Origin of the sequence: Paenibacillus sp. HGH0039 (assembly GCF_000411255.1) — a bacterium.
Taxonomy (GTDB): Bacteria; Bacillota; Bacilli; order Paenibacillales; family NBRC-103111; genus Paenibacillus_F.
The window spans coordinates 1,885,884-1,911,507 of sequence record NZ_KE150412.1; the positions used below are offsets into that span (position 1 = coordinate 1,885,884).

Annotated in this window: 24 protein-coding genes; 6 read left to right on the forward strand and 18 right to left on the reverse strand. The window is 55.6% G+C overall.

Features of this window, described 5'->3' with window-relative positions:
* The coding region (locus tag HMPREF1207_RS30200) for an NTTRR-F1 domain (RefSeq protein WP_016423583.1) at positions 1-884 on the reverse strand (884 nt) is incomplete at its 3' end.
* Between the two features lie 78 nt (positions 885-962).
* Positions 963-1,808: a glycosyltransferase family 2 protein gene (locus HMPREF1207_RS08335; protein ID WP_009671288.1), complete on the reverse strand. Its 846-nt coding sequence runs from the start codon at positions 1,806-1,808 to the stop codon at positions 963-965.
* 219 nt (positions 1,809-2,027) lie between these two features.
* On the opposite strand from HMPREF1207_RS08335, the gene HMPREF1207_RS08340 reads away from it, so the two are divergent.
* Entirely contained in the window at positions 2,028-2,747 is a 720-nt protein-coding gene (locus tag HMPREF1207_RS08340) for a 3-ketoacyl-ACP reductase (protein WP_009671307.1), read from the forward strand.
* A gap of 218 nt (positions 2,748-2,965) precedes the next feature.
* Positions 2,966-3,472: a cupin domain-containing protein gene (locus tag HMPREF1207_RS08345; protein ID WP_009671284.1), complete on the forward strand. Its 507-nt coding sequence runs from the start codon at positions 2,966-2,968 to the stop codon at positions 3,470-3,472.
* A 389-nt stretch (positions 3,473-3,861) separates the two neighbouring features.
* Here HMPREF1207_RS08345 and HMPREF1207_RS08350 read toward each other — a convergent pair whose 3' ends face one another.
* Complete coding sequence (locus HMPREF1207_RS08350) at positions 3,862-6,198, reverse strand: ATP-dependent helicase (RefSeq protein ID WP_009671306.1); 2,337 nt, start codon at positions 6,196-6,198, stop codon at positions 3,862-3,864.
* A 471-nt stretch (positions 6,199-6,669) separates the two neighbouring features.
* Between HMPREF1207_RS08350 and HMPREF1207_RS08355 the strand changes: the two genes are divergently transcribed.
* A complete protein-coding gene (locus tag HMPREF1207_RS08355) occupies positions 6,670-7,311 on the forward strand; it encodes a cell wall hydrolase (protein ID WP_009671302.1) in 642 nt (213 codons plus the stop codon).
* 104 nt (positions 7,312-7,415) lie between these two features.
* Here the strand turns inward: HMPREF1207_RS08355 and HMPREF1207_RS08360 are convergent, their stop codons facing one another.
* The 3 genes from HMPREF1207_RS08360 to HMPREF1207_RS08370 all read right to left on the reverse strand — a co-directional run bounded on the left by HMPREF1207_RS08360 (position 7,416) and on the right by HMPREF1207_RS08370 (position 10,117).
* Positions 7,416-8,828, reverse strand: a complete 1,413-nt coding sequence (locus tag HMPREF1207_RS08360; RefSeq protein ID WP_009671316.1) for a hypothetical protein — start codon at positions 8,826-8,828, stop codon at positions 7,416-7,418.
* Positions 8,815-9,300, reverse strand: a complete 486-nt coding sequence (locus HMPREF1207_RS08365; protein ID WP_016423584.1) for an RNA polymerase sigma factor — start codon at positions 9,298-9,300, stop codon at positions 8,815-8,817. Before HMPREF1207_RS08365 ends, HMPREF1207_RS08360 begins: the two co-directional genes overlap by 14 nt.
* 262 nt (positions 9,301-9,562) lie before the next feature.
* Complete coding sequence (locus HMPREF1207_RS08370; RefSeq protein ID WP_009671319.1) at positions 9,563-10,117, reverse strand: hypothetical protein; 555 nt, start codon at positions 10,115-10,117, stop codon at positions 9,563-9,565.
* A gap of 213 nt (positions 10,118-10,330) precedes the next feature.
* Between HMPREF1207_RS08370 and nfsA the strand changes: the two genes are divergently transcribed.
* Positions 10,331-11,065, forward strand: a complete 735-nt coding sequence (gene nfsA / locus HMPREF1207_RS08375; RefSeq protein WP_009671311.1) for an oxygen-insensitive NADPH nitroreductase — start codon at positions 10,331-10,333, stop codon at positions 11,063-11,065.
* A 64-nt stretch (positions 11,066-11,129) separates the two neighbouring features.
* Here the strand turns inward: nfsA and HMPREF1207_RS08380 are convergent, their stop codons facing one another.
* The 7 genes from HMPREF1207_RS08380 to HMPREF1207_RS08410 form a co-directional block, all read right to left on the reverse strand.
* A complete protein-coding gene (locus tag HMPREF1207_RS08380; RefSeq protein ID WP_009671286.1) occupies positions 11,130-11,858 on the reverse strand; it encodes a GntR family transcriptional regulator in 729 nt (242 codons plus the stop codon).
* 65 nt (positions 11,859-11,923) lie between these two features.
* Positions 11,924-12,706: a fructoselysine 6-kinase gene (frlD, locus tag HMPREF1207_RS08385; RefSeq protein ID WP_016423585.1), complete on the reverse strand. Its 783-nt coding sequence runs from the start codon at positions 12,704-12,706 to the stop codon at positions 11,924-11,926.
* 60 nt (positions 12,707-12,766) lie between these two features.
* Positions 12,767-13,780 (reverse strand): SIS domain-containing protein, encoded by a 1,014-nt coding sequence (locus HMPREF1207_RS08390; protein ID WP_009671289.1) that lies wholly within the window; start codon positions 13,778-13,780, stop codon positions 12,767-12,769.
* Between the two features lie 104 nt (positions 13,781-13,884).
* A complete protein-coding gene (locus HMPREF1207_RS08395; protein WP_009671292.1) occupies positions 13,885-15,228 on the reverse strand; it encodes an amino acid permease in 1,344 nt (447 codons plus the stop codon).
* 16 nt (positions 15,229-15,244) lie between these two features.
* On the reverse strand, positions 15,245-16,072 hold the full coding sequence (locus HMPREF1207_RS08400; RefSeq protein ID WP_009671300.1) for a sugar phosphate isomerase/epimerase family protein: 828 nt from the start codon (positions 16,070-16,072) through the stop codon (positions 15,245-15,247).
* 530 nt (positions 16,073-16,602) lie between these two features.
* Entirely contained in the window at positions 16,603-17,571 is a 969-nt protein-coding gene (locus HMPREF1207_RS08405) for a TRM11 family SAM-dependent methyltransferase (RefSeq protein WP_009671312.1), read from the reverse strand.
* 95 nt (positions 17,572-17,666) lie between these two features.
* On the reverse strand, positions 17,667-19,361 hold the full coding sequence (locus HMPREF1207_RS08410; protein ID WP_009671293.1) for a metallophosphoesterase family protein: 1,695 nt from the start codon (positions 19,359-19,361) through the stop codon (positions 17,667-17,669).
* A 235-nt stretch (positions 19,362-19,596) separates the two neighbouring features.
* Between HMPREF1207_RS08410 and HMPREF1207_RS08415 the strand changes: the two genes are divergently transcribed.
* Positions 19,597-20,805, forward strand: coding sequence for an MFS transporter (locus HMPREF1207_RS08415; RefSeq protein WP_009671320.1), 1,209 nt, complete (start codon positions 19,597-19,599; stop codon positions 20,803-20,805).
* An 18-nt stretch (positions 20,806-20,823) separates the two neighbouring features.
* Entirely contained in the window at positions 20,824-21,330 is a 507-nt protein-coding gene (locus tag HMPREF1207_RS08420; protein WP_009671287.1) for a MarR family winged helix-turn-helix transcriptional regulator, read from the forward strand.
* Between the two features lie 222 nt (positions 21,331-21,552).
* Here HMPREF1207_RS08420 and deoD read toward each other — a convergent pair whose 3' ends face one another.
* The 5 genes from deoD to HMPREF1207_RS08445 all read right to left on the reverse strand — a co-directional run bounded on the left by deoD (position 21,553) and on the right by HMPREF1207_RS08445 (position 25,433).
* Positions 21,553-22,263, reverse strand: coding sequence for a purine-nucleoside phosphorylase (gene deoD / locus HMPREF1207_RS08425; protein ID WP_009671290.1), 711 nt, complete (start codon positions 22,261-22,263; stop codon positions 21,553-21,555).
* A gap of 105 nt (positions 22,264-22,368) precedes the next feature.
* A complete protein-coding gene (msrA, locus tag HMPREF1207_RS08430; RefSeq protein WP_009671271.1) occupies positions 22,369-22,914 on the reverse strand; it encodes a peptide-methionine (S)-S-oxide reductase MsrA in 546 nt (181 codons plus the stop codon).
* A 180-nt stretch (positions 22,915-23,094) separates the two neighbouring features.
* Positions 23,095-23,406, reverse strand: a complete 312-nt coding sequence (locus tag HMPREF1207_RS08435; RefSeq protein ID WP_009671321.1) for a hypothetical protein — start codon at positions 23,404-23,406, stop codon at positions 23,095-23,097.
* 172 nt (positions 23,407-23,578) lie between these two features.
* Positions 23,579-24,634, reverse strand: a complete 1,056-nt coding sequence (locus tag HMPREF1207_RS08440; RefSeq protein WP_009671294.1) for an LLM class flavin-dependent oxidoreductase — start codon at positions 24,632-24,634, stop codon at positions 23,579-23,581.
* A 25-nt stretch (positions 24,635-24,659) separates the two neighbouring features.
* Entirely contained in the window at positions 24,660-25,433 is a 774-nt protein-coding gene (locus HMPREF1207_RS08445) for an SDR family NAD(P)-dependent oxidoreductase (protein ID WP_009671314.1), read from the reverse strand.
* Between the last annotated feature and the right edge of the window lie 191 nt (positions 25,434-25,624).

Genomic DNA, 25,624 nt, shown 5'->3' on the forward strand with positions numbered 1-25,624 from the left:
GCTCCATCAGCTCCGGTAGCACCAGTCACTCCATCAGCTCCGGTCGCACCTGTCGCTCCATCGGCTCCCGTCGCACCTGTTGCTCCGTCGGCTCCCGTTGCACCTGTTGCTCCGTCGGCTCCCGTTGCTCCTGTCGCTCCATCAGCTCCCGTTGCTCCTGTCGCTCCGTCAGCTCCATCGGCCCCAGTAGCACCAGTAGCACCAGTAGCACCAGTAGCACCAGTAGCACCAGTCGCTCCATCGGCCCCGGTCGCACCTGTAGCACCAGTCCCACCTGTCGACCCAGCCGCACCTGTAGGACCTGTCGCCCCTACAGCTCCCGTAGCTCCCGTACTTCCAGCCGGGCCAATCGGGCCGGTCGGACCTGCGGGGCCTGTTGCCCCTGTCGCACCCGTGACGCCCGATGCGCTTGCATTCATGACAACCACTTCGTCCAGCAGCACGTTCGATGAATTTTGCAATGGCGAAAGAGTCACCAGAAAAGAGGCATAAGCCGCATTCGCAGGCACCGCACCGGTTACCTCATATAGCATTTTCCAGGATCCGGTTGCCACATCGGGAAGCGTTCCCTGCTGGATCGTGGTGGCTACTCCGTTCGAAATGAACAAATACGAGGAATCGTAGTAAGCCAGCGTTACGTTAACTTGCGGACTCGTACCGGTGCCGGTTTTGGCAAAAGAAGCGGATACCGCATAGCTTTCTCCCGGCAAAGCGAAGACCGCCTGAACGATCCCCGCTCCGACATTTCCACCCGTCAATAGGCAAGCATTTGCGCCGACCTTGGGATTTGTACTCACCGCAACGGCATTATAGGCTCCCCAGGCATCCATGCTTCCCAGCTCGAAGCCGCCGTTTTGAATCAAATTGTTAAATAAAACGGTCATAACCTCACCTCCTCTATTAATCTATGAACTGCGAACATAGTTGGTTTGTAGAGTTATCCTGTGTAAAAAAATTCGGGCTCACGCCAAACCGTCTTCTTCACCCAACGGCACGAAATGCTTTTCGGGGCAAAAGGTTTTAACCTTCTCGACGATGAGGCTCGGATTGTAACCCGTTTTTTCCAGTTCGACCGCAGAAACTTCCAAATTCCATTTATTCCGGAATATTTCCGCATTATAGAGGCCTTGTTCGTTCCAGGCGAGTCCGTTAGCCGTAAAAGTCGCGTGACCGTGGTGATGCACGTAAACGTCGCAAGCAGCCCACAAAATTTTTCCGCTAAGCCGGGCACGAAGGCAAAAATCGTCATCTTCATACCCGCCGGGGTAAAAACGCTCATCGAGTCCTCCGATGGTTTCAATCAGTTTTTTATGAAAAAGCATGCAAAAACCGATCAGCCGGTGCGGATAAAATCCCATGCCTATGTTTTGCTCTCTCCACTTGCGCGCAAACTGCTGCATCTCGTCCATGGTCTGATAAGGGTCCGGCTGAATCCGCTGAATCGGTGCCACATTGCAGGAAACAGGTCCGACGATGCCGATGGTCCGGTCCCAATCGAGCCAGCCGCGCAGCCCTTCCAGCCAATTTTCCGTAACGACGACGTCGTTGTTCAGGAGCAGCAGGTAGTCTCCCTTGGCCGCCCGGATTCCCTGGTTGCAGCCCCCGGCAAAGCCTTTATTCACAGAGTTGGCAAGCACGGTAGCATTCCGGACCGTTGATAAATAAGCCAAAGTCCCGTCGGTCGATCCGTTATCCACAAAAATAAATTCGTACGGCAAAGACGTGTACTTTTGCACGCTTTCCACACAGGCCCGGGTATGCTTCAGCCCGTTCCGGGTCAATATAATAATCGAAGTTAAAGCTCCCATTCTCTCACTCCTTTTTCGGATTCCTGCTAGAATATGTGCGAGGATAAGAGACAGTTTGGGTCTTGAAAAAAACAAACATCCGTACAAAAAAAGAGCTTCCGAAAAGAAGCCCTCTTTTTAACCCGAAAATAGTTTCGGCCGGTTTTGATAAACTGTAACTATTATGGTAACTTAACAAAGAGACCAAAGATCCCTCAAGGGAATAAAGGAGAGACACTCATGGAGCTTAAGAACAAAACGGCCATCATTACCGGGGCCGGCAAAGGAATCGGCAAAGCGGCCGCCGCCGCGCTTGCCAAAGAAGGCGTTAACCTCGGTCTTCTGGCCAGAAGCACAGCGGACCTGGAAGCCCTTCAGAAAGAGCTTTCCGGTACTTACGGAGTCAACGTTTTCTATGCTTCCGCCGATATTTCGAAACCATCCGAAGTGCAGCAGGCTATCTCCTCCCTAACCGGAGAGCTCGGCCATGTCGATATTCTGATCAACAATGCGGGAATCGCCCAATTCGGCACGGTGGCGGATATGGACCCCGAGCAGTGGGAGCGCATTATTCAGGTCAACCTCATGGGAACCTACTATGTGACGCGTGCCGTCCTGCCGGGCATGATCCAGCAAAACAGCGGAACTATCATTAATGTGGCTTCTACGGCCGGAGAACGCGGTTTTGCGACCGGTTCGGCTTACTGCGCCTCCAAATTCGGAGTTCTCGGTCTGACCGAGTCGCTTATGCAGGAAGTCCGCAAATCCAACATCCGTGTAACGGCGCTTACGCCAAGCACGGTCAACACCGATTTGGCGAGCAATGCGGGCCTCAAAATCGGCGACGAAGACCGGATGATGCAGCCGGAAGACGTAGCGGAGCTGATTACCGCCACGCTGAAGCTTCCTCCGCGCGTATTCATCAAGACCGCCGGAATCTGGACAACCAATCCTCAGTAACGGCCGGTTTTAAGGCTTTCCGGAAGTTCGACCGGTCAGCCCCCGAAAGCGGAATCCGTAACAAAACCTCTTCCGTTCCAAAACGGAGGAGGTTTTTTGCTTTATTTTCTCGTATTAAAAAAATATCGGGAAGGTTAACTATATGTAGGGTCAACAATTTAGTCCCGAAAATTTCTAGATTTTATTTGGACGTGGTTGATTTAGGGAGGGAGATTTAAATGAGCGCAGCGGACGTAGACGTGAAAACAATTTTTTTCAAAGAAGACGGTGCGATTCCGAACCACCCCCGGTTGCCCGTGCTTCTGTACAGTGGGGTTTTCTCGGAAAATGCGGAGCAGACGGAGAAGCTGTTTAACCAGCATAACTGGCTGAACAGCTGGACCAACGGCGTGTTCGATTACCATCATTACCACAGCAACGCGCACGAGGTGCTCGGCGTCATAAGCGGAAGCGCGGTAGTGCGGCTCGGCGGCGAGCATGGAGAGCAGGTAGAGCTGAGGACCGGCGATGTGGTCGTGCTGCCTGCCGGCACCGGGCACAAAAAACTGTCGGGCAGCCCCGACTTCAAGATCGTTGGGGCCTATCCGGGCGGCATGGAGCCCGATCTTCACAAAGAGAGCGAGAGCGTAACCCCCGCCATCCGGGAAAAGATCGGCAGCGTTCCTGTGCCGGACACCGATCCGGTTTTCGGTGAGGAGGGGCCGCTCCTCCGCTTGTGGACATAAAAAGAACGGCCCTGGCATGGAGATGCCGGTCCGTTCTTTTTATGGGTTGTATGCGCATGTGCGGTTCCCGCTGGATTGCGGGAGTGTCGCAGACGCGGCAGCGACGCGCTGGCGGTACTCCGGCAGCTATTCCCGCCCGGAGTACGAGCGGCCTGGACCGTGACCGCAGAGCGGGCAGGCCTTGGACTCGCGCTTCGGGTCCGCCGGGCATCCCACCCCCGCCACGGGGCTCCAGGCCATGCCCTCAACGTCCGGCCGTCATCGGTGACCGCAGAGCGGGCAGGCTTCGGCACACGCATCGGGGCCAGCCCACCGGGAAAGGCCCCGCCGGTCAGCGGGCAAGCCTTCGCCGGCAGTTCGGCCCGACAGCGGGCTCCACGCCAGCGCCCTCAACGGCCGGCCGCGCGCACGGCCGCTTCCCGGCGGCCCGCCGTCATCGGCGCCCCGCACAGCGGGCAGGCCTTGGCCGGCGCACCGGACGCCTTGCCCGCGGCGGGTTCGCCGGCGGCGATCCGCACCCAGGCGTTGCAGCCCGGCCCGGTGCAGAGCCACGCGGGCACCGTCTCCGTGCGTACCGGCCCGGCCGGTGCGCTTCGCTCCGGTGCCCTGCCGGACGCCGGTGCGGTGCGGCTCACGGCCGTCACCGTCCGCTTGCCGGAGACCGGCTGCGCGCGGCGGCCGGAAGCCGGCGAATCGCCGCTCCGCCCCGTAAAGGCGGACACGACGAACCGCGAGACGCCCGCCTTTCTTCCCCGGTACAGGGAAGGCGAGCTTACGATGAGCTCCTCGCGGGCCCGGGTCACGGCCACGTAGGCGAGGCGCCGTTCCTCTTCGAGATCGGCGGCGTTGTCCGCCGCTTTCGGGTCCAGTACGGAGCTGTGGGGCAGACTGCCTTCGCACGCTCCGATCAGGACGACCACGGGAAACTCCAATCCTTTGGACCGGTGAATGGTCATCAACGCGACCCGGCTGCCCTGCTCCTCGGAGAGATGGCGGCCGCTCTGCCTGCTCCGGGACAGCACGTCGTCCACGAACAGGACGAACTCGGCCGTGGTGCGGAACCGTTCCGCCGACGTTTCCAGCTCGTCCAGCATCTCTTTGAGCATCTCCTTGTGCTGGGTCGGCTGCTTCCGCCCGTCCGTCTCGACGTAGGCGTCGTAGAAATGCACGCGCATTTTGCGGATCGCATCCAAAGGCTTCAGCTTTTTCAGCTCCCGGATCAGTTCCAGCCTTGTCTGGATCTTCTCTATTTGGAAGTCCTTCTTGTTCGGCATGGACAGCAGATGGACCAGCGGCCCTTTCTTCGGCTGCCGGGCCTCCTGCTGGCGGATATACGCCATCCCGTGCTCGCGGTTGATGTACAGGGATGGCAGCACTCCCTCCATCGCCTCGAAGTCGCGGCGGTTCAGAGACAGGCGCATATGATCCAGAACGGGCTTGATCAACCAATGCTCGTACAGCAGCTGCCCGTCCCCGTAATCAATATAGGGGATTTCGCGCAGAACGAGCTGCTCCAGCAGAGCGCGGTTGTTGCTTGCGGAGCGGTAGAGCACGGCGAAATCCCCGTAACTCCGCCTCCCCTGCTCCACATCCTGCCGGATACGCGAGAGGACGATTTCCGCCTCCTCGTCGGTCGTCAGCGGGCGGATATACTGAGGCCGGGCACTGCTTGCGTTCGCGGCTTTCAGCGTCTTCACCCGCCGCATCTTGTTGTGCCGGATGATTTCGTTCCCCAGCCCGACGATGGATGCCCCCGAGCGGTAATTAATCGCGAGCGTAATCACCTTGGCGGACGGGAACTCTTTTTCAAAATGGAGAATAAATTCGCTCCGCGCCCCGTTAAACGAATAAATCGTCTGATCGTCATCCCCCACCACCATCAAATGATTCTGAGGCGACGCAATCATCCGGATAAGCTCGTACTGGATGCCGTTCGTGTCCTGAAACTCGTCCACCATGACATACTGGAAACGGTTTTGCAGCGAGCGCAGCAGGCTCTCGTTCTCCTTCAGCATACGGTACGCCCGGAGAAGCACGTCGTCGAAGTCGATTTTGGCGTTGGCCAACTTCCACTCTTCATAGCGGATCAGAATGCTCCGGATTTCTTTTTCTTCCTTCGTTTGCTGCGGCAGGTCCTGAAGCTCCGTCCGGTTCATTTTATAGGAGGAAAGCAGCGTCAGAAGCGTTTCGGGCTGATACGTATCGGGGATGCCCAGCTCCCGCATAATCTGCTTGAGCAAGATGTGCTGCCTGCGCGTCTCGTTAAATATCTCTTCTTGGACGCCCTGGCTCCTTATGACCCGCAGAAAAAAAGAGTGAAACGTCCGCGCTTGAAGCCGTGAAGCTTCCTGGGCCGTTATTCCCGGCAGTGCGGCGATGCGTTCTCTCATTTCGGCGGCGGCTTTGCTGGAAAAAGTGACAAGTAAAATGCTCGCCGCCCGGATTTGGCGCACCGCGAGCAAGTACCCCGTCCGGCAGACGAGCACGGACGTTTTACCCGAGCCGGCGCCCGCCAGCGTCAGCAGCGGTCCTTCGAAGTGTCTCACCGCCCGGATCTGCGGCTCGTTCAGGGCTATGCCCTGCGCCTCCAGGCGGCGGAAGTAGAAAGCGTCCCGGTCTCCGTCCGGGACCAGTTCCCTGCTTGTATGTGCGGAAGCCATGACGGCTTGCGGAATGTTCGTGTGACCCGTACCCGGAGGCACGGTGTAAAAAGGGGCCTGACTCAAAACCGTTCACCTTCAAATTCTGTCTTTTTTGTCCTCTAAGCTGCTCTGTGCAAGCGTTGTTGTAAAGCTCTTCTAGAACTATACCATTCCGCGGGCGATGAGAATACACTCCGATAACAATTTGTAACATAACTGCAATCCAGTTTTCATCTTCCTTTAATATAAAAGCTCTATACTAAAACTCGACCCCCTTTTAATAAATAAATCTTAAGACCCGCAGCCCGTTGCTGTGGGTCTCTTTCTTTTTAAAACTGGATCGCCTATCCATTTTTTTCGTTCCTACGGAAACAATTCGGCGGGGCTCCCCGAACAGTATAAAGGACGAGCCGGAATCGAGCCGGCCCCTGTCACTCCCCTGCAGCCGCCGATAAGCGTGGGCGGAAGCTTTTGATGACCATCGTAGGCCCTTAAGTCCCTATCGCACGTACACAAAACGTGGTCATAAAAAAAAGAGGAGGTTTTCCTTTAACCATGAAAAAAATGCCTATATTATTATCTGCCGCCGCATGCGCCATCGGCCTTGTCAGCGCGGCCCCTTCGGCCTCGGCCATGTCCCTGGCCACAGGAACCCAGAGCGAGCACGTTCTGGACCTGCAAGAGCGGCTTGACGCGCTCGGTTACTTCGACGCGGGCGTCACCGGCTACTACGGAATGAAAACCGCGGAGTCCGTGAAAAAATTCCAGCGCGCTTACGGCCTTCCCGTCGACGGCGAAGCCGACTCGAAGACCCTCGGCAAGCTGGAAAAAGCGGCCGTGCCGAAGCAGAACGCTCTGGAGCAGATGGCGCGCATCATTTATTCCGAGGCCCGAGGCGAGTCCTACCAGGGGCAGGTTGCGATCGGCGCCGTCGTCATCAACCGCGTGCAGTCCAACCAGTTCCCGGATTCCATTCCGGGCGTCATTCACCAGCCGGGACAGTTTTCCGCCGTCCGTGACGGCCAGTACGGGCTGAAGCCTAACGAAACGGCTTACAAAGCGGCACGCGCCGCCCTGAACGGCTCCGACCCGACCGGTGGCGCACTGTTTTACTACAATCCGGACGTCGCCACTTCGTCCTGGAGCAAGTCGCGTCCGAAAACGGCCGTGATCGGGAACCACGTCTTCACGAACTGATCGAGCTTTAATCCTACAGGGCATCACCTACACAGGTCCCCGCACGCTAAAAAGCCAACTTTGCCCCGACCACGCAAAGTTGGCTCTTTCCTTTTTATTTGGCTTTACTGCATGGGCAGCCAGCTCACTTTCCAAATGCCTGCTTTGTTGCGGGTCAAGCTGAACGCTTGTTTGTCCTCCGGTGAACTGGAGCCCCGCTTCGTCATGACAATATAGGCAGAATCTCCGCTGATTTCCTGGTACAGCGTATAGTCTTTCCGCAAGGCGTCCCATTTCTGTTTCGCCTGTTTATCCGCATCCGGTTGCCTACCGGTATCGGTCATGTATTCTTCCCGGCTCGGCGTCGCGTAATCGCTGCCCTTTATCAGAAGGGCATAGACCGTTTCCCAGTCCCCTTTTTCCGAAGCCAGGATATAATAGCGGAAAATATCGATTGGCTCCAGACCTTTGAGCTGGTCGTCGGTTCGGGTTTTGGTGAAGTCTCCATAGCGGTCCACCATTTCTTCCTGGGTGAAGTACCACTGAGGGTCTGTGTCTTCCTTGCGGTCCAGCCCCAGGAACGGATTCGGGAGAAAATCCGATTTATTGATTTTTGCCGTATAAGTGCTTTGAGAACGGATCATGTAAATCCCGTCCGTCTCCCCTTCGATAACAACTCTTGCGCCCGGGACCAGGTAGGCCGGCGTACCGGAGGGGGACAAAGCCTCGACCCTTTTTTTGAGTAATCCTTCTTGTGCAACGGAAGAATCATAGACTCCCACGTTCTCTTTGGGCACCCACTTATCCCCCGCATATTTGCGGCCGTCATAGGAGAATACATTTACGCAAACCCAATCCCTGTAGTCTCTTATGACTTGAACCACTCTGCCGTACTTCAAAACGCCACCGGAAGGCTTCGGTTCTCCGGGATACAGCGAAAAGTTGACACCCTGCACAATAACGCCGTAATAGGGCGCCGTCATCGTCACGACGGGCCTTTCCCTCAAAAATTGGCTCAGCCGCACTTCCTTAAGCCGCTTGTCCGCGTCTTTGTTCAAATACCATTCCGGAATCCAGCGCTTCTCGCCAATTTTTACGAACCCGTTCCGCTTCTCCAGAACCGTAATAGGGTTCTCGGAATTTACCGTCGCATCCGTTTCCTCATCGCCGAAAGCCTCCGGCTCGGACACGGCTGTCGCGTCTCCTTTTAGATAGAATGTCCCCGTTTCCTGCTGTAAAGGAGGAACTGTCGCCTGCGGCGGCTCCGTCGGCTTCACGAACCCGGACCATGCCTTGGTTACGGCGGGCTCCAGTTCCCCCCGGAACAGGAACGCGGCTGCCGCTACGCACAAGAACACAGCCGCCAATACGGGCAGCGTCCTTCTTCTTTTGGGAACGGTTAGCTTAGGCACACGACCACCCTGCGCGGATTCCGCCGTCTTTTGCTCGATGCGGTATATATCGTCCATCGTGAACGTTTTTCTTGTAAAAGGTCCCGCTTTCAGCTTGTCGTACCATTCCGGCTTAGGCCCGTTCATAAGCAGACTCCTCCTTCCATGCTTCCGACACCTTTTTGCGTGCGCGCGACAGCCGCGATTTCACGGTTCCCTCCGACACGCCGAGCACCAGGGCGATTTCTCCCATCGTCATGTCGTATTTGGCATCCAGTACGAGCACTTCCCTGAACTTTGCGGGAAGCTTCATCACGATTTCCCAGATCTCATCCGTGAAAGCCGCCTCCATCGCTTCACTCTCCGCCGACGGATGGCTGCTGTTTGGCCGAGCCCGGCCCACCAGAATCACCCTGCGCATGAAAGCGGTCCGCATATGATTGCGCGCCGTATTCCGGGTGATCGCGAACAGCCACGTTTTGACGGAAGCTTTCCCTTCGAACGTATTCAGGTGACGGAAGACACTCAAAAAAACATCCTGCGAAATATCATCCGCCATTTCCCTGCGTCCGGTTAGAAAGAAGGCGTAGTTCCACACGTCCTGTCCGTAATCCAGCATCAACGTCCGAAAATGTTCTTTTGCCGGTTTTCCCTCTTTGTTTCCCTGTTGAGCCCCCAACGCCTTCACCCCCACCCAATTAGACAACAGAAACGGCGGAACCGTTCCCGATCCGGAAAGTTTATTTGAAAAAGTCCTGATCGTTCGGACCTGCGCAGCTTCATTGTGCCCGGTGTGACGCTGCGTAACGATGGTCACCCCTATACAGCTTGACCGTTCCTATCTGCCGAACCGCAAAAAAAGCCGCCGGGAGGCAGCCGTTTCAGTCAGATCCGTTTTCAAGAGGAACGGCCTGCGTTCCGTCTTCCGTCCAGGTTCTGTAAGCGTCTATGTTGGCTTCGGAATCGTCGCTCGCATCCGACGTTTTGTAATAACGGGCTGAATAGGCATGCTCCGCGTCGGCCTTATTGTCATCCGTATTGAGGAGTAAATGGAATTCGGAAATTTCCAGTTTCCAGTTCACACTGCGGGCAATTTCCCGCATATGCCCGGGCGTGACGAACGCCTTCACGGCGGCCATCACGGCAGCATGCGTTTCCGGGTCCGGCTCCCCTTTCCAGTCGATCCTGCAGGTTACATCGGGCCGGGTAAACGTACAGTGGAGCCCCTTATATCCTTTCAGGTTCTTCTTCATGGACTTGGCGGCAGCCCGGATGGTCTCCGTTTCCACGCTGTGGGTCACACTGCAAGCGGACAGCACAGCGACAAGCGGCAGCACAAAAGCGCTCCGCTTTATAAAAGCCCGCTTTTCCAGCGAATTTTTCCCGGGAATCGGCGGGACAACATCCCGTTCGGTCCGTTCTATCCGTTCGTCCATATTCGGCCCCCTGCGTCTTTTAACTTCCGGTTCCGCCACACTTGGCACTCCGGCACTCACCGCTGCTTTGCGGCCCGTCCTTCCCGGTTCTTGAAGGTTCCTTATATTTCCTGATATAAGTACGATCTTACCAAGTTTTCGCCTATAATAGAACTAACTGTAACAACCCGATCAACATTTATCTTATGCTCTGAAAAAAAGGAGATTACGCCCATGAATTCCTTTATCGATCTGCTGACCCGGCACCGCTCTATCCGCAAGTTCAAACCCGATCCGATTCCCGGGGACCAACTGCAAGCGATTGTCGCTTCCGCACAAATGGCCTCGACTTCAAGCAGCGTTCAGGCCTACACCATCATTGCCGCCACCGATCCCGCGCTGAAAAAAGAACTGGCCCGGCTCGCCGGCAATCAGGCCTACGTCGAGCAGTGCGGACTCTTTCTCGTGTTCTGCGCCGACCTGAACCGGCTCCGCAAAGCAACCGAGCAGTCCGGCGAAGTGTTCCACCAGAACACCGAAAGCTTCCTCGTCGCCTCGATGGACGCAGCGCTGGCCGCGCAGAATGCGGCAATTGCGGCCGAATCCCTCGGCCTGGGCATCTGCTACATCGGAGGCATCCGCAACAACCCGGACGGCGTCGCCGAAGCGCTGAAGCTTCCGGAGCTCGTCTACCCGGTGTTCGGAATGTGCGTAGGCGTGCCGGACCAGGAGCCATCCCTCCGTCCCCGGCTTCCCCAAACGGCCGTTCTGCACGAGAACGGCTATCAGAGCGAACGCTCGGACGAAGGCGTCCGCCAGTACGATGAGACGACGCGGAAATATTACGAGGAACGGACCGGAGGCAAGCAGAGCGTCACCTGGTCCCGGAGTATGGCGGACAAGTACCGCCAGCCGGTACGCGCTCATTTGAAGCCGTTTCTGGAGAAACAGGGGTTCAAGCTGGAATAGTTCCGTGCTCCCGGATAAACAAAAGACCCCTTCTTTTGGGGTCTTCATGCCGCTGGGCATGACCTTATTTGGCCCGGTGAACTGTCAAGTTGACCCGGTTGGTCTCACACATGAAGGTGGAGCGGTGAACCGGCTCATCGTTCGCGTCGAAAGCAATTTTTAAGATCCGGAACAGATTCGCCCCGATATCACATTCAAGCAGCTTCGCGTAATCTTTGGTCGCCCCAATGACATCGATGATCTTATCGTTGCTTACAATTTCGGTATGATAGTCCTCCGACAGAATCTTGTAGGTCGATTCGTTCATCGCAATCTTCTTCTCCAGATCGGGGAACCGGGTGAGTGAATAGTGGGCAATATCATAGAAAAGAGGGCGGTCATCCACGTACATCAGCCGCTCAAGCTCCAGTACGGGACTGCCTTCCTCAATCTGAAGATGCCCGGCCACCTCCTCCGAGGCCTGAATGACCTCACTCCGGAGAATCCGGGAGTTCGGGATCATGCCGAGCTGATGGCTGAACTCCGAGAATCCGCTTACAGATAACAGCTCGTTGTGGAACTTGTTCGAGGCCACAAAGGTGCCTCTGCGGGGAATCCGCGTCAGCGTGCCGTCCCGCACCAATTCCTCGATCGCTTTCCTGATCGTAATCCGGCTTACATTATACGTATCGCAGAGCTCCGCCTCGGTTGGAATCTGTTCATCCGGTTTATATCTTCCGTGCTGGATATCATTCTTCAACATTTGCCGGATCTGCATATACAGCGGCTGGGGGGTTGAAGGATTTAAATTCATCGTTCATTCATCCTTATCCATCAATGATTATATATTACGTATTATACATTGATGGCCTACTCCAGTCACCATGCCCCGAAATATCCTATGGTCTTCGCCGCCGTCGATGCGCCCTGCTCCAGGCAAGCCTCAATCGAAAGCCCCTTCAATCGGCCGTAGATGAACCCGGCAATGAACGAATCCCCCGCGCCCATCGTATCCACCACATCCACTTTTCCAACGCCGCACGTATAGAACCGCTCCCCGTCATAGGCCAGTGAACCGTTCTCTCCCAGAGTAGCGACGGTGATCTGAGATCCTCTCTGCTTCACTTCGGTCAGAAACCCCCGGATATAGTCATCGTCCTGGGTATAAGAGAAGAACGGATAATCCACGTGAGGCGTTAAGGTCTGCACAAGCTCATCGCTGAGCTGGTCTGAGAAATCAAAGGAGGTCACCAGACCCTTTTCCTTAAACGCAGCAAAATACTTATCGGCATGCCCCCATATGCCCGAATGTACAAGCTGATAATTTCCGGCAAAGCTAATTTCCTCCGGAGTAAGAGAGAACTGCCCCATAACCCCTTCGTCATAATCCCCGAACTTGCGATCATTGCCGATCATCTCGACCTGGGTTACCGCTGTTTTTCCTTCCTTTTTGGATATTCGGGAAGTATCCACGCCCTTGTCCTTAATAGCCTGGATCATAATCTCCCCATACATGTCAGTGCCTACCCAGCCTATATAAGCGGTCTGTGCACCCAGTTCCGTTAAATAAACGGCCACATTCACCGGATTGCCTCCCGGGTAGGCTTTGCCGCTGGCCTGATAAACATCCATGCAATTATCTCCGACTGTAACGATTCTCATCTTGCTCCCGCCTTCCCTGCGATTAAAAGAGGAGCACTACGAAGTAGTGCTCACGGCATTTTAATATTCCATTTGACGATAGTATCTTCTAAGCGTTAACGGATGGTTTCTCTCGCGCTCCAGGTGGACGCTGATGCGGCTGAGCACGGACCAGTTGATATTGACGGAAAAGTGCTTTCTGAACTCTTCGCTGATGCCTTCCATTTTGAATTCCTTGGTATCAATAATAGTCAATTTCTTCGTGATCTTCCCGGCAAAACGTTCCACGCGATCCATCAGCGGCCGGGTTTCGTCTTCACCTTTTAGCAGAATCACGCTGGTATCCTCAACCACCAGCTCAAGTGTGCCGTGGAAGAATTCCGCCGCGTGGATCGATTTCGCGTGAATCCACTGCATCTCTTCCAGAATGCACATCGCGTAAGAGTACGTGTTCCCCCATAGATTTCCGGAGCCCACCATCATGTGGTAGTCAGTATCCTTATGCTCTTTCGCGAAGGTTTCCGCTTTCGGATCGAAGCTCTTGACCGCATTCAGAATCGCACGCGGCAGCAGGGAGACTTCCTTGACGAACTGATCGTATTGAGGGAACTCGTTATTGTTATACATGAAGCGGAACACGACCATGTGCAGCAGCATGAAGAACGTATCGAAGGAATGTTTCTCCGAGCCCGTAGTGATGCAGTGATCCACAATTTTCGTTAGCGGCGTATCCGGTTCGGCCACAAGCGCGATGGTAGTTGCTCCGCGTTCCTTACAGAACTCGGCTGCGGCCACAGTCTCCTGAGTAGTCCCGGATACCGAGGTGAAGATACATACGGAATCTTTACTGAAATGGCGGTTGTTCATCACCATGAACTCAGCGGCGATCTCCGCATGCACGTCAATCGTCGAGTTCGATTTCAAAATATATTCATAAGGATACATCATGGCGATCGTACCGCCCGCACCGATCAGAAAAATGTTGCTGTACCCTTTCTTGCAAATTCCGTCCACAATCTCTTCAACCTGCCCTCTAAAGGCAAGGCCCTCTTGTTCCACAAGCTTAAGGAATAACTGTTCATCAAAGTTCAACATGTTCGTTCCCTCCCCATATTGGAGGCGATCTCCAATATGATCCATTTTATTTGTTATGTCTTGTATTATAAAACAACATTACAATTCAAACAACATTTTTTTGATTAAGCAACGATTTGGCTGTCCCCGGGCTTTTTGGAGCCATATTTTTTCTCCCAGTAATAGTACACGGGCAGCCCTGTCGCGATGACAATGGCAGCCGCAATCATGCCTTGAATCGGGGCCCATGTAAAGGTTCCCCATGCCAGCCATGCCGCTCCCGCGATCGCCAGGATTGTCGTTACTCTCCACATTGGCATCCGGTAAATCGGGTTATAATCGTCTCTCTTCCGGCATTTGTAGACGGCGGCAAAGTCCAGAATGTTAATAACCAGCTGAATGAGTGTAAAATAACCCAGCAATTCCGTTAGATTGCTGAAGAACACAAGAATACACGCAAATGTAACCTGAGCGATAATCGAGAAGCTAGGTGTTTCGAATTTGGGATGGACTTTCCCGAAGCGTTGGAAGAACAGTCCGTCCTTCGCCATGGCATACTCCAGGCGCGGCTGAAACATTATACACGAGCTCAAGGAACCCAGAATAACAATAATTGCCGTAACGGCCACAAAAGAGGAGGCAATACCGGATAATCCCGGAATGTATTTCACGGCGTCGGATACAGCCGCGCTGGAACCCATCAGCTTGTCGAACGGCATCAAGCCGGTGACACACACCGCAAGCAGTGTATACAGGCCAAGTATAATCAGCACCGAGCTGATCAATGCCTTAGGCAGAACTTTCCCTGGATTTTTGAATTCTCCAGCCATAAAACAGATGGCTGCCATTCCCGTATACGCCCAGGTCGTAGCGGATACGCCTCCGATAAGACTTGAGCTTCCGGCTCCCGCCGCCGGGGTGTAAGCGAAGTTGTCAAAATTCATATACATAAGTCCGAGCACAATAACAATCAGGAAAGGAATGATTTTAACCGCGGTAATAATAACCTGAAAACTTCCGCCTCCCTTAACGCTGCGATAATGGATGGATGTGATAATCAGAATAATCGCCACCCCAAGCAGCTTGCCGGTGAACCCGGCAAAGAACGGGAAGAAGCTTGCCAAGTAAGCCACGATGGCCAAAGCCATAATTGAAATGGACGGCGGATCGAGCGCCCAGAACGTCGCCCAGCCATACAGGAAGGCCAAGGGCCTCCAGCCCGCTTTATTCAGGTAAACGTAACCGCTTCCATTTTGCGGGTAAGCCGTTGATAATTCAGCCAGCACCATGACCTGCGGAATTGCGATGATCCCGCCGATAACCCAGGCCAGGATTGAAATCGAGGGAAGACCCGCCGCTTTTGCCACATCTCCGGAAGAGACGAATATTCCGGAACCTACCGTAGTTCCGACTGCGATAGCCAGGGCCGACCAGAAACCCAGTTTTCGTGTAAGTGTGTCATTACTCATAGCGAGTTCCTCCAAATCAAGATGATAAGACTTCCAAATCCCTTATTTTCCTGATTGATTTCTTAAGTGCCTCATGCGGACTCTGATAATAACCGGATCCCATAATCTCTAAGGTGCAGCCTCCTTTATAACCGTGGCTTTCAAGGGTCGTTACATATTCTCTCCAATTCAGCTCCCCGTCATCTAAGGCCAAATGCGCATCGGAGGAGCCGTCTCCATCAATCAGATGGAAATGGCAGATCTCCGGCAGTTTCGTAAAGTAATCCTCGGGTGTCTCTCCAGCAAGCTGCATCGCTACGGTATCGATCATTCCTTTTAACGAAGGGGAACTGACGTCCCTCATCACCCTCAGAATTCCCTCCACGTCGATCAGAAGATTCGTTTCGAACCGGGTCAGAGGCTCCAGCGCAAGCGTCACCCCCTCCTTCTCAGCCACCCGCGATACCCGGTAGATCGAATCGGTTGCATATTTCCACGATTCCTCCCGGGATACCGAGAAGTCCCCGATTCCCGAGGTCATAAGCATCCTATCGGTCCCCAGCTCCAGCGCGGCGTACAGATTATCGATGAAATAATCGACACTCTTCTGCCGCAAATGTGCGTCTGAGGCCGCGATGTTGAACGGATATACGCACTGCTCCGGCGTGTAACAGACAACCTGCATATCTCTTGACTTCAGCTGCTGCCTGATCTGCCTTAAGTTACCGAGGACATTACGGTAGACATACAAATGAGGCTCACCCGCCCACAGTTCGATATGACCGATGCCGAGCTCCGACATGGAATCCAGGAAGTGTTGGAAGGGAAAATGCTTGTACGTAATGTTCATTCCGGCTAGGTTCATGGCTTCACCCTCTCAATGAAAGCGTTTTACTATTTGTTATGTTTTGTATTATAACTAAGAGTTACATATATTTCAACGCCTTTTTTTAAAAGGGCAAAAATTCCTGTTTGACGTCTTAAAAGTACGACCTAACCTGCAGTTCGTTCAACAGAACACAAAAAAGCAAGCTTGGCGGTGCTGCCCGCTCTGCCTGCTCTTTTCGGGATAAATTTAAGCTTAAGTCAATAAGCTCCGAACGAGCGACCTGTTTGGAACATTGCTGCGCTAACGGTTCCCGTTAATCCCCGGGCTGGGGCTTAAGCATGTTATTTCAGGACCTTTCTACTAGTTGTATTTTGGGCCTGATTGTTGTTATATCGTGTTGGGAAAGTAAATAAAAAGTGATAGACCGCCCGCCAAGGTAGGATCTATCACTTTTTATTGTTGTGATATAAAGAATTTTTACCGAAGCCGACCGCTCTTTATGCGGACGCTGTGCGCCAGAGTCTTTAGATGTTCGCGCATCTAGGGATTCTTTTTTTGACGTCGTCCTATTCCGCCCCATCCTCCCGCCGCTCGCACACGATAATCTGCCGCTCGAAGCTCCCTTTGCGGACGACGCAGCGGTCCTTCACGGCGAAGCCCGCCCGCTCCAGAGCGGCGTCGATCGGCTCCGCCGAGATGACAACCGCCCGCGGAGACAGCCTGCGGGCGCTGCGCAGCATCTCGAGCTGCTCCTCTGTACTGATGACCGAGCACAGATTGTACGGCATGTCGAGAAGCAGCGCATCATAAGCGCCATCCAGATCACAGATGTCGCTGATCTTCACCACATCGGGATACCCGAAGTGGGCGAGATTTTCCCGCGCGCCGCGGACGGCAAGCGGGTTGAGGTCGCGGCCGACGATGTCGATCCCCATCGACAAGGCCTCCACCAGCACCGTGCCGATGCCGCAGCACGGGTCGACCGCGCGGATGCCGGCCGGGTCCGGCACCGCGATGTTGACCGCGGCGCGGGCCACGCGCGTGCTCAGCGCCGTGGAGTACTGCCGCGGCTTGCTGTTGTGCGCCAGCCAGACGGCTTCGCTCCGGCGGCACGGGCCCAGCACCCAGCGGCCGCCCGCGTAAGCCGCGCCGAGCAGGTGCCGGGGCTGCTTCATGTCCGCTTTGCCCCGGACATGTTGGCCGATCCGGCGCTCGATGGCGCGCCGTTCGTTGTAGGAGGCCTTCCCTTCGGCCTCCACGTAGAGCAGCTTGAACGTGTCCCCGTTCAAATCGAGCGTTTTGGCCCTTTCGGCCAGCTCGTCCAAGCTGGCTGCCTGGAGCCGGACCTCCAGCCGGTGCCGGATAAACGGACTCCGGCTCGGGTCCAGCTCCAGCGGGCTCTCGGCCCAGCCGTCCAGCGGCCGGACGCCCAGCAGGGTGCGCAGCTCCAGCATGCAGAGCTCCTTTTCGTCCTCGTGGCAGGCAAAACTGTATACATAAGACGGCACAGGGCGGCCGTCTGCGGATGAATTCATCGAAATCCCTTCCTTGCTGCGGTTTGACTCGTATCCCCGTATTCTAGCGGATACCCGGCTCTGCGTCTACAAGCGGCCTTTGCACCCTGTTCGTTTTACACGTTAAAATGCTTCGAATGAATGAATTCCCGCATCAATAATTTGGCTCCCCGCTTCTCCGGAGCATTAGAACCCCAAGAAGGAAACTCATAGTAGGCGCACGTAATCGGATCTTCCTTTGCCTCTCGCTTAAACTCCAGGATGGCAAAAGCATGGTTATAATACCCGTCCGTCTGACTGACCCGGGGCATCTCCTCCCGATAAGGCACGTGCTCCGCATAGTCGTCCCGATACGGGGCGTACGGATCTTTTCCGGAGGTTTCCTCATAAGCGGAGCATCCGACGAGCCTGCCTTTGGCCAGGCCCATCAATCCGTCCCGGAACAGGCACAAGTTGTGCTCGTGTCCCCAGAACCAGCATGCAATCCGGTCGAAAAAAGGCGAGAACGCCGCTTCCAGGTGCTCGTTCAGCCAAGGGCGCTGCGCACCCCAGCCCTGGATTGCGCTATGCTGGGAGAAAAGCTGGTGATGAGACAGCAGCAGCGTGCTTCCCTTGAAATTCGCCAGTTTGTCGCGATGCCACTCCACTTCGGATTCTTCCAGCCAGGGCCCGTCGTAAGTCGGGTTAATCCCGTTGTAGGGAGAATAATCGTTGCGGCCCGTATCCATGCCGAGAAATTGCCAGGCGCCGTCTTCCGTACGGAGGCAGAAATAGCTGGCCTCCTGCTTCCATTCCGGTTCCCCCCGGTTGATTTCGTCCAGAATCTCCTGATAAAACCCGTATCCGAACGCGTAATAATCGTGGTTGCCGGGTATGGAATAGACCGGAATGCGGGGCTTGCCCGTTTTCGCGAATACTTCGTCAAAAACTTCCTTAAAGTTGCGCCTGCACTCTTCGGGTGTCCCCGAGTAGTAAGTATCGCCCAGATGAATGACGGCGTCGACATCCTGGTCCAATATGCACGCGATGAGCTCCCGGGCATCCGGCATTCCCGTGGCCCAGTCCCCGATCAGCCCGACCTTAGCGTCGCCGGGCAGAACGTGAGAGACCACTCCGTACGTGCCTATATCACGACCGTCCAGCTTCCAGTCGCGATAGTAAGGCGCGTCGTATCTCGCATCATACTCCAAATAGGTCGTGATGCAGCTCAGCCAGCCGGCCAAGTCGCCGGTTGAATATTTTCTCGCCTCCCGCATGAGCCTCAGCGCTTCTTCTTCGCTGCCTTCGGCCTTCGCTAAGGCTGCCTCGAACATAAGCCTGGAAGCCTGCCCCATATCGCTTGCGGTGTCTGGCAGATTCAGGACGGCATCGCCCGTGTTAGGACTCGTCATTACCGCCTCTGTTTCCACGCCTTCACTCGCCTCATCGGCAGAAACCTTACGGTCTCCCATATGGCGGTCAGCCCGTTCTTCCCCAGCCGTAACTCCAGCGCTGCTTTCAGTCTTACGTTCAGCCTTGTCTTCATGTCTATCTTCTACTGAGCCCTGTGCGGTACCCTCATTCCCCGCTGTGTTCTGCTCCTGCTTCACCTGGATTCCCAGCGCGGCCAGTATCAGATTCTGCTCCGTCGTGAATAAGCAGGAGCCTTCCACGAGGCACTGCTGGATCGGCTTCTCAGTCTCCTCAGTCTCCTTTTCCTCCGCGTCAGTTTTTACAGGCTCCTGCACGCCCGCCTGCTTCTGTACCGTCTCCGTAACAGCGGACTGCCATAACGAAAGAGAACGGTCGGATACCGTCCGAAATCTTGCCATGATTTTTCCTCCTTTTAATAGATCTGGTAATGTTTACTATACACCTCCGGGGATAAAGATTGCTCAGCGCAATTAACCATTCATCCGATTAAGGACAGACCTTCTCTTAAAAGCAGCCTTCAAAGCACACGTGCCGGCATTCCGGTTAGGGGAATTGACTTTATGTTCTCAGAATGTTTTAATTGTTTCCAGGAAACAGTTTCCCGGAAACAATTTGATTCAGGAGGTTGCCTTCATGCCAACTGCCAATCGCACGCAGCATTCTTTTCTTCTGTACCTAGTCTCCATAAGCGCTTTCCTGGCTTCACTGACGCAAAATATTTATTCGCCCGTGCTGCCGCTGCTAAAGGATTCTTTTCACGTTTCCCTCGCCCGGGTTAACGCGTCGGTTTCCCTTTTCATGCTGATTTTAGCGGTGATGCAGCTCGTGCTCGGTCCTTTGATCGACTCCATCGGAGCGCGTAAAATCCTGCTGCCCGGCCTCTTCCTGACCGTAATCGGATCGGCCGGCTGCTCGCTTGCGGTCCGTTTCGACAGCTTCCTGTTTTTCCGGGCGCTGCAGGCGCTGGGTACGGCGGCCGTCCCGCTAATCGCGGCAACGACCATCGGGCACCTGCTTTCCGGCCATGACCGCGGCAGAGCGATGGGAACGTATCAGACCCTGCTGTCCTTCGCACCGGCCGTCGCTCCCGTACTCGGGGGTTTTATCGGAAGCAGAGCCGGTTATGCGGGCATTTTCTGGCTTTTGACGGGTATCGCGGCCGTTTTGTTTATCGTCCATGTTCTCTACTTTCCTTCAAGCCGCAGTGAAGGGGAATCTCTTCCCGCTGAAGCGAAGCCCGTTTCGACGCACGCCGCCTATCGGACGATATTCGGCAGCAAAATCGGTTTGACCGTGATGCTTACGGGCTTCCTTCATTTCTTCATCTATTTCGCCCTGCTTGTATATCTTCCCGTTCTGCTCACCGATCATTACGGGCTCGGCCTCGAATGGGTGGGGCTGCTCTATCTTCCGATGGCGGTCAGCACCCTTGCGGGAAGCTGGCTGTTCAAAAAAATCCAACACCGCATCGGCCTGACGGCGCTGCTGTTTTGGGGCAGTCTGCTCATTTCCGGGTTTGTCGTCTTGTTCGCCCTTACCGGTATGGCTTCCTTGGCTGGACTATCCGCAGCGCTTGTTCTGTACGGGATTTCATCAGGATTCACCCTTCCGGTCCATACGACACTGCTCACCGGGGAATTCCCGTCCATTCGGGGGACCGCTCTCGGTCTATATAACTTTATCCGCTATGCGGGAATGGCTGCGGGACCGGTCGTTTTCGGATATTTACAGGTGTATGTTCATCCCGCCGCTCTGTTCGGACTGCTCGGGCTCGCCTTTGCCACAGCCGTATTTGTCCTGCTAAAATGGGAAAGAACCGGAAAACCGGTCCGTTTTACTTAAAGACAGGGGGCGCGCCAAGTGAACGACGGCAAAGCCGCATATGAACTTTTACAAGCCAAACTTCTCCAATACCTGCATTCCAGAGACAAAGCCGCGGAACTTAAAAAACAGAAAGCGTATGACATGATCGGAGGCCTGCAAAAAGACGGGGCGGAGCGGAATGCGGATCTGAGCCAGCTCACCTTGACGCAGATGCACGTGCTCCACGAGATAGCAAGCGGGGAGAACGCCAACGTTACCCAAATCGCGAACCACATCGGCGTTACCAAAGGCGGCGTCTCCAAAGCCGTAGCCAAACTGATCCAGGCGGGTCTGGCGGCAGAAGCCCCCCGTCCCGGAAGCAAGCGGGAAATGCATTATCTCGTTACTCCTTTGGGGGAACAAATCGCGCGTGTGCACGATAAACTTCACCGGCTGCTGGAAGAGAAGCATTTCAAGCTGTACAGCACTTATTCGGGTGAAGAGCTTTCCGTGATCGTAAGGTTTCTGGACGATCTTACCCGGTTGAACGAGAAGCCTTTATAAAAGATTTCTATCTCGTTAAGCGTCTTTAAGGAGCACAAGTGCTCCTATTTAGAAGACATGCCTTGCTCAGACATGCGGCAGCATACAGGCTGCTTTCCTGCTCTTGCCGCGACAAAAAGATCCCTGACCATCTTAGGTCAGGGATCTTAGCTTTCACAAAGACTTTGCGCACAAGCGCCGAATGAGGTAGGGCCTATTGCACCCGGCCCCCCGCTCATATCCTTAATACTGAATAACCGTATCGAGCGCGACCTCGATCATTTGGCGGAACGTCGTCTGGCGCTCTTCCGCCGTCGTTTCCTCACCGGTCACGAGGTGATCGCTGACGGTCAGAATGGACAGGGCGCGGGCTTTGCGCTTGGCGGCCAGCGTATACAGCGCGGCGGTCTCCATTTCTACCGCCAAAGTGCCGTACTTCGTCAACAGGGCCGCCGTCGCGCCCTCATCGTCGCGGTAGAACGTGTCGCTTGTGAAGACGCTGCCCACATGTACGGGCATGCCTGCGGATTCGGCGGATTCGTAAGCGCTCTTCAGCAGCCCGAAATCGGCGGCCGGGGCAAAATCCAGCCCGTTGAAACGGATGCGGTTAACCGCGGAGTCCGTGTGGGAAGTCATCGCGAGCACAAGATCGCGCACCTTCACGTCTTCATGGAAGGCTCCGCACGTACCGACGCGCACCAGCGTCTTCACGCCGTAGCTTTCCAGCAGCTCATGCACGTAGATCGAAATGGTCGGCACGCCCATGCCCGTCCCTTGAACCGATACGCGCTGGCCTTTATAGGTTCCGGTAAATCCGTACATCCCGCGCACTTCGTTATAGCAGACGGCACCTTCCAGGAAATTCTCGGCGATAAACTTCGCCCGCAGCGGGTCTCCCGGCAGCAAAATACGTTCCGCGATTTCGTTTTCCTTCGCTCCGATATGTACACTCATTGATTAATAAACTCCTCTCAAAACTTCCGCATTTGTTTATGATCCGGCCGGAACCGGGCATGTCCGCCGGCTTCCGGCCTCGTTTTTCACGGCATGCCGCCGATTTTATTTCCAGTGGCTGCCGATAAATTCGTCCCGCCCGGATTGGGCGCGGTCTTCTTTATAGTGCTGCGGATTTTTGCGGTGGTAATTCTGATGGTACTCCTCCGCCTCGTAAAACGGCCCCGCCGGAACAATCTCGGTCACGATCGGCTTGTCGAAACGGCCGCTTTGCGCCAGTTCCCGCTTGGACTGCTCCGCAAGCTCCCTCTGCTTTTCCGTGTGAGTAAAAATAGCCGCCCGGTACGAAAGCCCCCGGTCCTGAAACTGCCCGAAAGCATCTGTCGGGTCGACCTGCTGCCAAAACAGCTCCAGCAGCTTTTCATAAGGAAAAACGTCAGGGTCGAACCGGATTTGCACCGCTTCCGCATGACCGGTCTCTCCCGCCTTCACCTGCTCGTAGGTCGGATTCGCCTCGCGGCCGCCCGTATACCCCGATACGATGCCGTGAATGCCCGGCAATTCCTCAAACGGAGTCACCATGCACCAGAAGCAGCCTCCCGCAAAGGTAGCCAGCTCGTAAGCGGCCGCCTGTTTTTCGGTCTCTGTCATATATGTCGTCCTCCCCGTCTAAACGTCCAGGTTAAAAACGCGTACCGCATGGCCTTAAAATAGCACGGCTCCCGCCGCCATGGCAAGTTTCACGACGGATTCGCCCAGCATAAATACCCGCAACCGGAATTGCGGGCATCGCTTGGAAATGCGGCGGAAACACGGCCTGCATGAAGGAGATTACTCCCCCTCCACGCCCCCCGAAGAATCCTGTTCCATACGGCTGAGCGCCGTGTTCACGAGAAAATCAAACAGATCGTCATCTTCCTCCAACTGCTGCTCGATGGCGACAATCTCTTCTTCCGTGCCGGATTCGGCGGTGAAATTTAAGCTGTACATCCATTCTTTCCCCTTTTTGCTGAAAAGGGCCACCTCGTAAGCGGTCTTGCCTTCCGCCAGTTTAAATTCCACCTTGCCGATATATCCGTTCTCCGTATCGTGAATCATGCTTGCGTTCAGTACCTGAATCGTTTGTCCGTCCATTTCACCCATTATGTCACCTGCTTAAATTAGTTTTCGTTTTAAAATGGCTTGTCGGCATGCGCTGGTTTATATTGTACAGGAAGAATCGTCCGCGGGATAGAGCGGAGGTTTCCTTCGATCTTAGCGTGAAAAATGTCCTCCGCGCCGGGTTCGAAATTTAGCCGGGAGCGGTGTTCCATCGTTACTGACGCCCTGGACCGATGATGCAGGATGCGAGCAGCTCGTAAGATTTCAGACGCTGCGCGTAATCCGCCACCTGGGTCACGAGGAGGAACTCGTCCGCGCCGTATAGGTTCTGCAGCTCGTGCAGCTGCTCCTTGATCTGGCCGGCCGTGCCGATCAGGGTGCGCCTGTCGGGCGTGTCCGCTTTCTCCGGCTGCCTGCCTTCGGCCGCCTCACCCGCCGCCGAAAGCGCGCCCTGCTGCCGATCCCGGCCCTGCACCTGCACAGCTTCGCTCCCGGCAGCCTCCTCCGCGGCCGGAAGCCCGGAGCGAAGCCAGCCCGCTCCCTCGGCGGCCAGCTCGCGGGCCCGCTCCTCCGTCTCGGCGCAGACCGCGCCGACGGCGACGATGGCCCTCGGCTCCGCCAGCAGGCGGGAAGGCCGGAAAGCGCTGCGGTACTCTCCGAGCACGGCGGCGCCGTCGTTGTCGCTCATGAACCGGCCGAATACGTAGCCTGTCCCGTATTCGGCCGCGTAAGCGGCGCTTTTGGCGTTCGTGCCGAGCAGCCACAGCTCCGGCGAATCGGGCGGAACCGGGCGGGCCGTGACCCGCTCCCCTTCCACGGTAAATTCGCCTTCGATCAGCGCGGTCAGATCGCGGATTTTGTCCGGCATCTTCTGCACATTCTCCAGGAAATTGCCGCTCAGGGCAAGCGTGACATGCGCCGAACCGCCGGGAGCCCGGCCGATGCCCAGGTCGATGCGCCCGGGATGCAGCGTCGCCAGGAGGTGAAACGCCTCCGCGACTTTAACCGGCTGGTAATGCGGCAGCAGAACGGCTCCCGATCCGATACGGATATGCTCCGTATGGGCTCCGATATGGGCCAGGAGCACTTCCGGGCAAGCGGAGGCGAGCTGTTTCATGTCGTGGTGCTCGGACACCCAGTAGCGCGTATAGCCGAGCTTCTCGGCTGTCCGCGCCAGCGTGACGGCTTGTCCCAGCGCCGTATGGGAATCCGCTTTTTGCATGACCGGTACGAGATCCAGCACGCTGAGACGCAGCGGTAACGGTTTCATTGGTCTTCCTCCTTCGCGTCTGTCGTCAGAATCCGTAAATGGTCATACCGCCGTCCACATAAAGCGTCTGTCCCGTCACATAGCTCGCCGCATCCGACGAGAGGAAGACGACCGGTCCGACCAGCTCCTCCAGCCGGCCCACCCGCTTAAGCGGCGTGCGGCCCGTCACTTCGGCCACGAAGGACTCGTCGGCCAGCAGCTTCTCCGTAAGCGGCGTCGGGAAATACCAGGGTCCGATCGCGTTGACGAGGATGCCGTATTGCGCCCATTCCAACGCCAGAATCTTGGTCATTTGAATGAGCGCCGCCTTGGTCGAGCCGTACACGACTCCCGTGCGAAGCGCCATATGGCCCGCAACGGAGGCGACATTCACGATCCGTCCTCCCCCATGCTCCTTCATGTGGCGCCCGACCGTCTGCGACATCAGAAAAGCCGACTTGAGATTTGTCTGCACGATCGCGTCCCACTCTTCATCCGTTACTTCGAGCGCAGGCGTACGGATGTTCATGCCCGCGTTATTGACGAGAATATCGAGGCGTCCCGCTTCGCGTACGGCACGGCCGACGGCCTCCGTCACGCCTTCGCGCGTCCCCGCATCGGCCGCAATGGCGTAGGCTTTGCGCCCGGTCGCTTCGGCAATTTCCGCCGCTACGGCGTCCAGATCGCTCTGCGTCCGCGAAAGAAGCACGACATCCGCTCCCGCCTCCGCAAGACCGATAGCCAGCGCTCTGCCGATGCCTCTCCCCGCTCCGGTCACCAGAGCCGTTTTACCTTCCAGTTGAAAAGACGGCAAATACATTTCTATACACTCCTTTTATATAACCGCACCCGCGCATACGGGAACAGAACAGTAAACTAAATTAGTTTTCATGATAAAAGATTAACCGTCAGAAAGCAAAAAACGCCTTTTCCAAATCAGGGGTTGAAACCGGACGGAGAAGCGGGAGAAAGTCAGGATGATCCGGGCGGGCAAATGCCGGCCGTAAAAAA

Excerpts from the sequence above, each read along its gene's own strand:
- HMPREF1207_RS08335 (WP_009671288.1), bottom strand. The coding sequence starts at position 1,808 with ATGGGAGCTTTAACTTCGATTATTATATTGACCCGGAACGGGCTGAAG.
- HMPREF1207_RS08340 (WP_009671307.1), top strand. The coding sequence starts at position 2,028 with ATGGAGCTTAAGAACAAAACGGCCATCATTACCGGGGCCGGCAAAGGA.
- HMPREF1207_RS08345 (WP_009671284.1), top strand. The coding sequence starts at position 2,966 with ATGAGCGCAGCGGACGTAGACGTGAAAACAATTTTTTTCAAAGAAGAC.
- HMPREF1207_RS08355 (WP_009671302.1), top strand. The coding sequence starts at position 6,670 with ATGAAAAAAATGCCTATATTATTATCTGCCGCCGCATGCGCCATCGGC.
- HMPREF1207_RS08360 (WP_009671316.1), bottom strand. The coding sequence starts at position 8,828 with ATGAACGGGCCTAAGCCGGAATGGTACGACAAGCTGAAAGCGGGACCT.
- HMPREF1207_RS08365 (WP_016423584.1), bottom strand. The coding sequence starts at position 9,300 with ATGCTGGATTACGGACAGGACGTGTGGAACTACGCCTTCTTTCTAACC.
- HMPREF1207_RS08370 (WP_009671319.1), bottom strand. The coding sequence starts at position 10,117 with ATGGACGAACGGATAGAACGGACCGAACGGGATGTTGTCCCGCCGATT.
- nfsA (WP_009671311.1), top strand. The coding sequence starts at position 10,331 with ATGAATTCCTTTATCGATCTGCTGACCCGGCACCGCTCTATCCGCAAG.
- HMPREF1207_RS08380 (WP_009671286.1), bottom strand. The coding sequence starts at position 11,858 with ATGAATTTAAATCCTTCAACCCCCCAGCCGCTGTATATGCAGATCCGG.
- frlD (WP_016423585.1), bottom strand. The coding sequence starts at position 12,706 with ATGAGAATCGTTACAGTCGGAGATAATTGCATGGATGTTTATCAGGCC.
- HMPREF1207_RS08390 (WP_009671289.1), bottom strand. The coding sequence starts at position 13,780 with ATGTTGAACTTTGATGAACAGTTATTCCTTAAGCTTGTGGAACAAGAG.
- HMPREF1207_RS08395 (WP_009671292.1), bottom strand. The coding sequence starts at position 15,228 with ATGAGTAATGACACACTTACACGAAAACTGGGTTTCTGGTCGGCCCTG.
- HMPREF1207_RS08400 (WP_009671300.1), bottom strand. The coding sequence starts at position 16,072 with ATGAACCTAGCCGGAATGAACATTACGTACAAGCATTTTCCCTTCCAA.
- HMPREF1207_RS08405 (WP_009671312.1), bottom strand. The coding sequence starts at position 17,571 with ATGAATTCATCCGCAGACGGCCGCCCTGTGCCGTCTTATGTATACAGT.
- HMPREF1207_RS08410 (WP_009671293.1), bottom strand. The coding sequence starts at position 19,361 with ATGGCAAGATTTCGGACGGTATCCGACCGTTCTCTTTCGTTATGGCAG.
- HMPREF1207_RS08415 (WP_009671320.1), top strand. The coding sequence starts at position 19,597 with ATGCCAACTGCCAATCGCACGCAGCATTCTTTTCTTCTGTACCTAGTC.
- deoD (WP_009671290.1), bottom strand. The coding sequence starts at position 22,263 with ATGAGTGTACATATCGGAGCGAAGGAAAACGAAATCGCGGAACGTATT.
- msrA (WP_009671271.1), bottom strand. The coding sequence starts at position 22,914 with ATGACAGAGACCGAAAAACAGGCGGCCGCTTACGAGCTGGCTACCTTT.
- HMPREF1207_RS08435 (WP_009671321.1), bottom strand. The coding sequence starts at position 23,406 with ATGGGTGAAATGGACGGACAAACGATTCAGGTACTGAACGCAAGCATG.
- HMPREF1207_RS08440 (WP_009671294.1), bottom strand. The coding sequence starts at position 24,634 with ATGAAACCGTTACCGCTGCGTCTCAGCGTGCTGGATCTCGTACCGGTC.
- HMPREF1207_RS08445 (WP_009671314.1), bottom strand. The coding sequence starts at position 25,433 with ATGTATTTGCCGTCTTTTCAACTGGAAGGTAAAACGGCTCTGGTGACC.